The organism is Pectobacterium artocarpous (assembly GCF_046159765.1).
In the GTDB taxonomy this organism is placed as follows: Bacteria; Pseudomonadota; Gammaproteobacteria; order Enterobacterales; family Enterobacteriaceae; genus Pectobacterium.
Window position 1 is genome coordinate 103,360 of sequence record NZ_JBJXVK010000016.1, and the last position, 9,461, is coordinate 112,820.

Consider the following 9,461-nt stretch of genomic DNA (forward strand, 5'->3'; position numbering starts at 1 on the left):
CCAGACGAGGCTGGCAGACGTGGTCGCTTAGAAATTCCACTTCGCAGTCAGCATGAAATTACGTGGGTCACCGTAATAGTTGTTGCCGCTAAGATGGCGGTTGTTCAGGTTTAAGTAGTAGGTTTTATCCGTCAGATTATTGCCTACCAGATTGAAGCTCAGGTTTTTACTGTACTGATAACGGACATTGGCGTTAAACAGGGTGTAACCGCCCTGATGCAGGCCATAAGCCCGATTAGGGTAAGTTTGCGTCTCGGTCTGTGCCGTCATGCCTGCGCCAATCGTCCATTGATTCAGCTCACCCGGCAGATTGTATGAGGTGTAGAGCTTGAACATATGTTTCGGCGTACGCGGGCTGAACTGCGCGGCTCTTTCACTTGCGCTACCTTCAAGATATTTACTGTTGGTCAGGGTATACCCCGCCTGAATCTGCCAACCTTCAGCCAGTTTCCCCGTGACATCCAGCTCCACACCCTGGCTGCGTACTTCGCCTTGAGCCTGAGAGCAGCTTGTCCCAATCAGGCAAACCGAGCTATCCGCGACGGTCATCGCTCGATTCGCCTGAATGATGCGGAACAAGGCCAGTGAGGTATTCAGATCGCCATCAAAGAATTCGCCCTTCACGCCGGTTTCATAGTTGGTGCCGGTAATGGCGGGCAGTAGCTTACCGTTGCGATCTTTTTCGCTCTGCGGCTTGTAGATTTCGGCGTAGCTCAGATACCAAGTGTAGTTGTCAGTAAAGTCCCACAGCAGGCCGCCGTAAGGAACAAACTCATTGCTGGCATGCAGGCTGCTGAGCGAAGAGGTATTGCGGACATGATTAGTGAAATACTCGTCATAGCTGTAGGCGCTGTAACGGCCGCCCAGAATCAGCTTCCAGTCATCCGCCAGTTCGAATCTGGCCGTGGCGAACGCGCCGCGCTGATACAAATTAAAGCGGTCATTGTAGTGGTTGTTATAGAGGCTCGTGTTTGACCAGTCCGGTTCTGCCAGCGAAGTCGGCTGCCAGTTGAAAATATTCACGCTGCTGGTGTTGTTGATGCGGATGTGGTTGTTATCGAAGTTCTCTTTCTGATAATCACCACCGACCACCAGTTCATGACTGCGTCCCAGCAGTTCGAACGGACCGTTCAGGCTGAGGTTGTAGCCCCACTGTTCAGCTTTATTGTCGTAGCGCAGGTTATTGTTGAGCGATGACGTCCCCGTTGTCGGATTGACGCCGCTGGTGCCGTTCATGATGCCGATATAGCTGCTGGCCGCACGGGAGTGGATATAGTTCAGCGCGGTTTTCAGCGTCCAGTCGTTGTCGAAGTGGTGCTCCAGTTCGATGAACGGGTTAATTTTTTCAAATTCAACGCGGTTCCAGCTTGCGCCCAGATAGGTGGAGCGAGGCAGATTCAGGCTGCTTTTATTGGTGGCGAACGGAACGCCATACACATCAGGCACGCCTCGGGTTTTTTGCCAGTTGATGCCGCCAGTGACTGTGGTGGACGGCGTCAGGTCGTAGGCCAGCGTGCCAAACAGCACTTTTCTTTCACTGTGCTCGTAATCTTTAAAGCTTTGCTTATCCTGATAAACGCCAACGAGACGGCCGCGCAGGCTGGCATCATCATTCAGCGGCCCGGAGACATCGAGTTCGCTGCGGTAATTATCCCAACTGCCCGCGCCAATGCTGCCGGATGCCTGAAAGTGGTGAGTAGGTTGTTTGCGCACCAGATTGACGGTGCCGCCGGGTTCGCCATTGCCTTGTGACAGGCCGGACGCCCCGCGCAGGATCTCCACGCGATCGTAAATCGCCAGATCGGGCGATTCGCTGGAGGACTGAACTGCGCCCATGTTGGAGACGCTGTTCTGGCTGGAGAAGTTAACGCCGTTTTCCTTGATATTATCCATCACGAAAGCACGTGATTCGTATTTCACCTGATAGCTGTTCTGATTGACCACGTTAATGCCGGTGGTTTGTTTCATGGCCTCATCCAGCGAGGTCATATTCTGATCGTCCATGCGCTGGCGCGTCACAACGCTCACCGACTGCGGCGTTTCCCGTGGTGACAGATTCAACTGTGTCGCGGTGTTCATGCTGCGCGTGGTGTAGGACTGCGTGCCTTCGGTCACACCGTTGCGATTGACGCCCGCCACGACCAGCATTTCATCTCCCTGCGGTATTCTCTGCAAGCGCCAGACGCCGTTAGGCTGCGGAATCACCTGAAGCCCGCTTCCGACGAGCAGAGCCGAAAATCCGCTATCGACGCTGTAATTCCCTTGCAGTGACGGCCCGGTTTTTCCTGTCGCCAGTTGTGCATCGCCGACCAGATAAACGCCTGACTGGGCGGCAAACTGGTTTAGCTGCTGGTTAAGTGGTCCGGCAGGAATCGCGTAGGTTTTGGTTGCTGCCGCGGGTGCCGTTTCCGCTGCGATTGCGGTGGAATGTGCGAACAGCGGTGCGCCGCACAGCAGCAGATGAACGGCGATTGCCAGTTTGGAAGGTGTGCGCTGTATAGAGAAAAATGGAATCAATGCCATAAAAATTCGCCTTCTGACCCAGAGTAAAAATTGATGGTTTTACTGTGAATCGAACGACAGCAGAAAAAGGGGAACTCAAAAGAGAAAATTTTTTGCTGTATCCCAAAAACGGTATCCAAAAAAAGAGGGGATATCAGCGCGGTTCGACGGTCACCCACCACGGAAAACGCTGATGGATACGAACCGGGAAAGCCTGCGCCAGCATGTCCAGTGCCATGTCGGTATCGGTTAAGGGGAAGGTGCCCATCACGCGTAAATCTGCGATGGCAGGCTGGCACGCCAGATAGCCGTGGCGATAGCGGGACAGCAGTGCCACGACGTCTCCCAGCGGCATGTTGTCCGCCTGGAGCACGCCGTGCGACCAGTCGGCATCGTTCTGCTGATTAGGCAAGATCTCACCCTGACCGTCGTTGTTAAAACGCAGGTGATAGCCCGCGTTGACCCGACGTGCGGCGGAGGCATATCTGGCGCTGACGTCGACCGCGTGTTGGTACACGGTCAGTGTGGTGGTGTCCGACGCCTGTGCGACGCTGAAGCGCGTGCCCAGCGCCTGCATGCGCCCCTGCGCGGTCGTGACAAAGAAAGGACGGGCATCGGTAGCGGTATCAATCAGAATGTCCCCTGCCAGCAGGGCGATTTCCCGACGCTGGTCGCTGTAACGGATATCAATCGCGCTGGCGGTGTTCAGCCATAGCCGGGTGTTGTCCGGTAATGTGAGTGGTTTAATTTCACCTACTGCGCTGTGATGATCGGCCATCATCGCCAGCAGCGAATCTTTTAGCGGCGTATGGCGGTAAGTTAGCCAGGACAGCAATGAACCGGTGCTGAGTAGGGCTGCGAGTTTGAGCGCGCGACGGCGCGTTATTGGCTCAGGTTGGTGTAGCAGGGCATTCAGTGCGGGTCGCTGACCTTCACCACGCAGTGGCTGGAAGCGTTGGCTGACTGTGAGTACGTATTCCCAGGCATGGCGATGTTCCTCGCTTTCCTCTATCCAGCGCTGCCAGTGGTGGTAGTGCTCATCGTCAGGTTCCCGATCGCACAATTGAGCGTACCACTGCGATGCCTGCTGCAAGGCAATAAAGCTGGGTTTGTTCAGGCTGGGGTTATTCATGAATGAGCACAGCCTGACAGTCCGCGTCTATCTCTGCCTCCAGCAGCACACAGTGCAACATGGCCTGTGCCATGTATTTTTTCACCATGCGTTCGGAAACGCCCAGCGCCTCGGCAATCTCCCGATAGAGTAATCCCTGAACCTGCGCCATGATGAACGCGGTGCGTACTTTCTCGGGCAGCGCGCGCAGCATGGTATCGACCTGATACAGGGTCTCGAGAATAATATTGCTGTCTTCCGCTGACAGGGCAACTGGCTCCGGCTGTTCAGCGAGCGAGGTGAGCCAGACACGTTCGATTTCCCGTTTGCGCCAGAGATCGACACACATACCTTGCGCCATCACGCTCAGGTAAGCTCGCGCCCCTACGTGGCTGTCGAACTGACGTGGCTTCAACAAGAGTCGTACAAACACATCCTGCGCCAGATCGGCCGCATCGCACAGATTTCCCAGCCGTCTACGCAATAGCCCCTGCAACCAGCCATGATGCTGGCAATAGAGCTGGTGCATATCTGCTGAGGTATCAATATTGGCTGATGACATGTCTGGTGCCTGAAATGAAGCGATAGGAGGTCAAATTTCAGGCGCATCTTAGTTGAGAATGATTTTTATTTCAATGCTAAGGAAAATGTGGGTACTGATGGAAAGGGAAAAGCGTGAGAGCGTGCTCCGCAACGTGTGGTCTGTAAGACGGGAATGCACTACGCCCGGTAGCGATGTCGGGCGTGGTGCGGTTCAACGAAATCGGAAGAGGCTGGTATTAACGCCAGACTATCCCGACAGCGTTACTTAATGGCCTGAGTCGGAACCTGTGCGGCACTGTTAAAGCTGATTTCGTTGATGGCACTCCATTTGTTCACATCGGTGCCGAACGTATCCAGCTTGAAGAATTTCGCTTTCACGGCAGGGAAGGTGAATTTTTCACCGTCTTTGGCGTTGTTGGAGGTGACCAGATTGTCAGCCAGTTTTTGCCAGGTTTTACCGTCGGTAGAGTAGGAAACGGAGAACGTCAGTTTACGCTCGTCCGCTTTGAAAGGAACCAGGACAAAGTTCTCAACCGATTGTTCTTTATCCAGTTCTAACTGAACCCAACTCTCAGCATTTGCCGCCCAGCGCGTTTTTACGTCACCATCGGCAATATTGGCCGGTTTGTGGCCCTTGTCTGAATCATAAGCGGAGGCGGTTACCGCCGTTACTTGTACTGCGTAAGCGGAAAGAGAGAATAAGCCGCACAGAAGCGTCGTAGCCAGAGTGTATTTTTTCATATATTCCTCATAGATAATGGATAAGCCATGGCATGCCTGCAAACCAGAAATATGAAATGGAACCTTATTGTTATAAAAAAGAAATAGTGTTTTATTTGTTGTGATCACGTTGTGGGGATTTTTCTATCAGGAAAAAAGGCAGAGCGGGACGGGGCGCACATTATGGCACCCGCCGAGTAGCGAGTGCCGTAGGTAAAGGTGTTAGCCGAGCGGCAGCGCCATGAGAATCGCGTCTTCCCGGCCTTGTGCCGTAGGGTAATAATCGCGGCGCACGGAGACGTCGTTAAAGCCCAGACTTTCATACAGTGCGATGGCGCGTGTGTTTGATTCGCGTACTTCCAGCCACAGCGTCAGAATGCCACGTCGCTCCATTTCGTCGATCAGGTGTTCCAATAGCTGACGACCCAACCCTTGACGCTGATAATCGGGATGCACGGCGATGTTGAACAGCGTTGCTTCATCCAGCACGACCTGCGTGATGGCGTAGGCGGCAAGTTGCCCGTCATGGTTCAGTTTGATGTTGAAATAACGTTCCCCCTGATTGCTGGCAAACGTTTTTTCCGTCCAGGGAAAGGCGTGGCTGGCTTGTTCAATTTTAAAGGCTTGCGCCAGGTCAGCTGGCGTCAGAGAAGATATCGTGTTCATGTTCACAGATCTGTTGCCACAGCGCCCGTTTGGCGTCGGCATTTTGATAAAGTTCGGAAAGCAGAGGGCTGGAAAGCTGAACGCCCTGTAGCGCCACCGGCTCCGCAATACCCAACCGCCAGCTATGGCAGCGTGCGCCGGCGGGCAGCATCTCGATCTGCTGCGGCGTCAGACGATAGGCTTGCGTGGGTGTCAGCGCCAGACTGTGCAGGACATCGTCCAGCAGCGGTTCATCATCAGCCAGCGGCTCGGCGGAGACAATCACCAGACGCACCTGTGCGGGCAGACTGACGGCGATTTCGCCTTGCAGCACCGTTGGGCGACGCAGCGTCCACTGCGTAATTCCCAGTTGCTGTAGCAGCCTGTCACGTCTTGATTCCATGCGTTATCCTGTCTTGCGGGCGAGAAAATGCGTCGTGCCTATGCTAACAAACCCCGTCAGACTGCGCCAACGTCGGCGTGGTTATTTCCTCTCCGCTCTGCAACTTCGGGGACGAAGCGTATATAATCCCCCGCTCAATGATTAAGGAGCCGTAGCCTGATGTCCGCATTAACCCCCGCCAGTGAAGTCATACTGCGCCACAGTGACGAATTTCTTTCACGCCGTGTTCTGTTTGCCGGTGATTTGCAGGATACCCTGCCCGCACAATTTGAGGCGGCGTCGGTGCGTGTCCATTGCAACCAATATCACCACTGGCAGCAGATGGCAAAGCCACTTGGGGAGAATGCTCAATATGGTCTGGTCGCGGATGCGGCGCTGGTGGCGGATAGCGACACGCTGATTTATTACTGGCCGAAGAGCAAACAGGAAGCGGAATTCCAACTGCATAACCTGCTGTCCCTGCTGCCGGTCGGTGCGGAGATCTTCGTAGTTGGGGAAAACCGCAGCGGCGTGCGCAGCGCCGAAACGGTGCTGTCTGACTTCGTTGAGTTGGTAAAAATCGACAGCGCGCGTCGCTGCGGGCTTTACCACGGTCGGATTGACAAGCAGGCTAGCTTCACGCTGGATGAGTGGTGGGATGATTATGTGACAGACGGCGTGATCGTCAAAACGCTTCCGGGCGTCTTCAGCCGTGATGACCTGGATCCAGGTAGTCGGCTGCTGCTGTCTACCTTTGAGCCGCATATGAAAGGCAAAGTGCTGGATATCGCCTGTGGTGCGGGCGTGCTGGCATCAGTACTGGCGAAACAATCGCCGAAAATCCGCCTGACGTTGAGCGATGTCAGTGCAGCCGCTGTCGAATCCAGCAAGGCAACGCTGGCGGCGAATGCGTTAGAAGGCAGCGTGATTGCGAGTAATGTTTACTCTGATATCGATGGCCGCTTCGATATGATCGTGTCTAATCCGCCGTTCCATGACGGCTTACAGACCAGCCTACAAGCCGCGGAAATGCTGATTCGTGGTGCGGTAACTCATCTGCCGATTGGCGGGCAGTTACGCATCGTCGCTAACGCCTTTCTGCCCTATCCAGCACTGCTTGATGCCGCGTTTGGCAGCCATGAAGTGCTGACACAGACCGGACGCTTCAAGGTGTATCAGGCCACTGTGGGGCGTCCGCCGCGCACAAGCAGCAAAGGTCGTCGGTAATTCTACTGATTGAGGGTCGCCATACTCTCTTTGCCGTAGCGTTCTCCTGCTGCGGCATCGGGTGGGAAAATGGCATTGATGGTAGCCAACTCAGTTTGCGTCAGTGTGACATCCAGCGCCGCGACGTTTTCTTCCAGATAACGGCGGCGTTTGGTGCCTGGAATCGGGACGATATGTTCCCCCTGCGCCAGTACCCACGCCAGCGCTAACTGTGATGGCGTGACCTGTTTTTCCTGTGCCAGTTGGTTAATCTTTTCCACCAATTGCAGGTTTTTCCCGAAATTTTCCCCTGAAAAGCGGGGATTCAGACGACGGAAATCGTCTGCCGCCAGATCGTCAGGACTGCGAATCGCGCCCGTTAGAAAACCGCGCCCAAGTGGGCTGTAAGGCACAAAGCCAATTCCTAAACGTTCACAAGTGGGCAGAATCTCGGCTTCCATATCGCGCGTCCACAGTGAGTATTCGCTCTGTAATGCGGTGATCGGATGTACGCGATGAGCGCGTTCTAGCGTAGTGGCAGAGGCTTCGCTCAGGCCGATGTAGCGAATCTTGCCTTCCTGTACCAGCTCCGCCAGCGTACCGACAGTTTCTTCAATGGGGACTGTCGGGTCGATGCGATGTTGATAGTAGAGATCGATAATGTCCGTACCGAGGCGCGTCAGGCTACCTTCTACGGAACGACGGATATAATCCGGTTTGCCACAGACGCCGCGTGCATGGGGATCTGCCGGGTCACGTATGATCCCGAATTTGGTCGCCAGAAAGACCTGTTCGCGCTTACCTTTTATCGCTTTTCCAATCAGTTGCTCATTAGTGTGAGGACCATACATATCGGCGGTATCCAGCAGGGTAACGCCCAGTTCCAGCGCGCGATGCAATGTGGCGATGGATTCTTTTTCATCCTGCGCAGTGGAGTAGAAATCACTCATCCCCATGCAGCCTAACCCAATAGCCGAAACCAGCGGACCGTTTGCGCCTAATTTGCGTTGTTGCATTGTCATCTTCCTCATCTCATTGGCAGTGAGGAGAGTCTGGTTGTTTATCCATAAAAGATAAATACCGATTTTTATGCAACACTATTCCAAAATAAATAACAATGGCGGTGGTGATGGATTATATTCAGGCGATGCGGGTTTTTGTGCGTATTGTTGAACTGGGCAGCTTCAGCCGTGCGGCGGAGCGACTGACGCTACCACGTGCGACGGTGAGCAATACCATTAAGCAACTTGAAGGGCGGTTAGGGGCTCGTTTGCTGCAACGCACAACCCGTCAGGTGCAGATCACCGATGAAGGACGCGTTTATTATGAACGCTGTCTACAATTGCTGGCGGAAATAGAAGAAGTTGACACGCTCTTCACACAGCAAAAGCAACAGCCAGTGGGTAAAGTGCGGGTGGATATGCCGCACTCGTTGGCGCGCGATATTGTTGTGCCAGCGCTGGGCGAATTTTATGTGCGTTATCCGCAGGTAACTCTGATGTTGAGTGCCAACGATGCGGCGATTAATGTGCTGCGCGAAGGCGTCGATTGCGTGCTGCGCGCCTGGCAGACAGAAGACGACACGCTAGCGACCCGCCATTTACCTCCCATGCCGCAGGCTACCTGTGCGTCGGTCGATTATCTGGCGCGCTATGGCGTGCCGCACTCGCTTGATGACCTAGCTGGTCATCAAATGGTTGGCTATTTTTCCTTGCGTACCGAACACCACTTTCCGCTGGAGTTTATATCTGGTGACGAATGTATTACGCGTATGCTGCCAAGTGTATTGCAGGTCAATGGGGCTGATGCCTATATCGCCAGCGCGCTTGCCGGATTGGGGATTATTCAGGCGCCACGTCGCGGTTTGCGACCGTTTCTGGAAAGCGGGGAACTGGTAGAGATCCTGCCGGAAATGCCGCCTCCCGCGATGCCGCTTTACGTGATGTATGCGCCCGGCCGTTTTCTCGCACCGCGGATTCGGGTGTTTACAGAATGGCTTGATGAACTCTTTACGCGCAGCGCCGCAGCGAGATGATGTTTTTTGCAGCAAACCCCGCATTCCAGAGGAAATAATCATTGACGTGAACGTGAAAACCTCTAGAATTCGCCCCCGTAGTGATATTACGTAAAGCCGTGTTGCGAAGGTGGCGGAATTGGTAGACGCGCTAGCTTCAGGTGTTAGTGTTCTTACGGACGTGAGGGTTCAAGTCCCTCTCTTCGCACCAACATCACTACGATGGTTCTGGTTTGTCGAACCGAAGCAGTAAATCGGTATTGCATAAGCAGCATGACAACATTGCGAAGGTGGCGGAATTGGTAGACGCGCTAGCTTCAGGTGTTAGTGTTCTTACG

Annotated in this window: 9 protein-coding genes and 1 tRNA gene; 3 read left to right on the forward strand and 7 right to left on the reverse strand. The window is 54.2% G+C overall.

What is annotated here, in order from left to right:
• Window positions 1–27: 27 nt before the first annotated feature.
• From ACKQAD_RS12115 to ACKQAD_RS12140, 6 genes are all read right to left on the reverse strand, one after another.
• Window positions 28–2,523 (reverse strand): TonB-dependent siderophore receptor, encoded by a 2,496-nt coding sequence (locus ACKQAD_RS12115; RefSeq protein ID WP_409160385.1) that lies wholly within the window; start codon window positions 2,521–2,523, stop codon window positions 28–30.
• Window positions 2,524–2,656: 133 nt separating this feature from the next.
• A complete protein-coding gene (locus ACKQAD_RS12120; RefSeq protein ID WP_409160386.1) occupies window positions 2,657–3,634 on the reverse strand; it encodes a FecR domain-containing protein in 978 nt (325 codons plus the stop codon).
• On the reverse strand, window positions 3,627–4,175 hold the full coding sequence (locus ACKQAD_RS12125) for a sigma-70 family RNA polymerase sigma factor (RefSeq protein WP_409160387.1): 549 nt from the start codon (window positions 4,173–4,175) through the stop codon (window positions 3,627–3,629). Before ACKQAD_RS12125 ends, ACKQAD_RS12120 begins: the two co-directional genes overlap by 8 nt.
• A gap of 242 nt (window positions 4,176–4,417) precedes the next feature.
• Window positions 4,418–4,897, reverse strand: a complete 480-nt coding sequence (locus ACKQAD_RS12130; protein WP_409160388.1) for a discoidin domain-containing protein — start codon at window positions 4,895–4,897, stop codon at window positions 4,418–4,420.
• A gap of 201 nt (window positions 4,898–5,098) precedes the next feature.
• A complete protein-coding gene (gene rimI, locus ACKQAD_RS12135; RefSeq protein ID WP_409160389.1) occupies window positions 5,099–5,542 on the reverse strand; it encodes a ribosomal protein S18-alanine N-acetyltransferase in 444 nt (147 codons plus the stop codon).
• Window positions 5,511–5,924 (reverse strand): DNA polymerase III subunit psi, encoded by a 414-nt coding sequence (locus ACKQAD_RS12140; protein WP_409160390.1) that lies wholly within the window; start codon window positions 5,922–5,924, stop codon window positions 5,511–5,513. The genes rimI and ACKQAD_RS12140 overlap by 32 nt, the downstream gene beginning before the upstream one ends.
• A gap of 159 nt (window positions 5,925–6,083) precedes the next feature.
• On the opposite strand from ACKQAD_RS12140, the gene rsmC reads away from it, so the two are divergent.
• Window positions 6,084–7,130 (forward strand): 16S rRNA (guanine(1207)-N(2))-methyltransferase RsmC, encoded by a 1,047-nt coding sequence (rsmC, locus tag ACKQAD_RS12145; protein ID WP_409160391.1) that lies wholly within the window; start codon window positions 6,084–6,086, stop codon window positions 7,128–7,130.
• 2 nt (window positions 7,131–7,132) lie between these two features.
• Here the strand turns inward: rsmC and ACKQAD_RS12150 are convergent, their stop codons facing one another.
• Window positions 7,133–8,125 carry an aldo/keto reductase gene (locus ACKQAD_RS12150; RefSeq protein ID WP_409160392.1) on the reverse strand — a complete coding sequence of 331 codons (993 nt, stop codon included), beginning with the start codon at window positions 8,123–8,125 and terminating at the stop codon, window positions 7,133–7,135.
• A gap of 113 nt (window positions 8,126–8,238) precedes the next feature.
• Between ACKQAD_RS12150 and ACKQAD_RS12155 the strand changes: the two genes are divergently transcribed.
• Window positions 8,239–9,144, forward strand: coding sequence for a LysR family transcriptional regulator (locus ACKQAD_RS12155; RefSeq protein WP_409160393.1), 906 nt, complete (start codon window positions 8,239–8,241; stop codon window positions 9,142–9,144).
• A gap of 103 nt (window positions 9,145–9,247) precedes the next feature.
• Window positions 9,248–9,334: transfer RNA gene (locus ACKQAD_RS12160), tRNA-Leu, on the forward strand.
• The last annotated feature ends 127 nt before the right edge of the window (window positions 9,335–9,461 follow it).

Bases quoted from the DNA above. Each gene is read 5' to 3' on its own strand.
- ACKQAD_RS12115 (WP_409160385.1), bottom strand. From the start codon at position 2,523: ATGGCATTGATTCCATTTTTCTCTATACAGCGCACACCTTCCAAACTG.
- ACKQAD_RS12120 (WP_409160386.1), bottom strand. From the start codon at position 3,634: ATGAATAACCCCAGCCTGAACAAACCCAGCTTTATTGCCTTGCAGCAG.
- ACKQAD_RS12125 (WP_409160387.1), bottom strand. From the start codon at position 4,175: ATGTCATCAGCCAATATTGATACCTCAGCAGATATGCACCAGCTCTAT.
- ACKQAD_RS12130 (WP_409160388.1), bottom strand. From the start codon at position 4,897: ATGAAAAAATACACTCTGGCTACGACGCTTCTGTGCGGCTTATTCTCT.
- rimI (WP_409160389.1), bottom strand. From the start codon at position 5,542: ATGAACACGATATCTTCTCTGACGCCAGCTGACCTGGCGCAAGCCTTT.
- ACKQAD_RS12140 (WP_409160390.1), bottom strand. From the start codon at position 5,924: ATGGAATCAAGACGTGACAGGCTGCTACAGCAACTGGGAATTACGCAG.
- rsmC (WP_409160391.1), top strand. From the start codon at position 6,084: ATGTCCGCATTAACCCCCGCCAGTGAAGTCATACTGCGCCACAGTGAC.
- ACKQAD_RS12150 (WP_409160392.1), bottom strand. From the start codon at position 8,125: ATGCAACAACGCAAATTAGGCGCAAACGGTCCGCTGGTTTCGGCTATT.
- ACKQAD_RS12155 (WP_409160393.1), top strand. From the start codon at position 8,239: ATGGATTATATTCAGGCGATGCGGGTTTTTGTGCGTATTGTTGAACTG.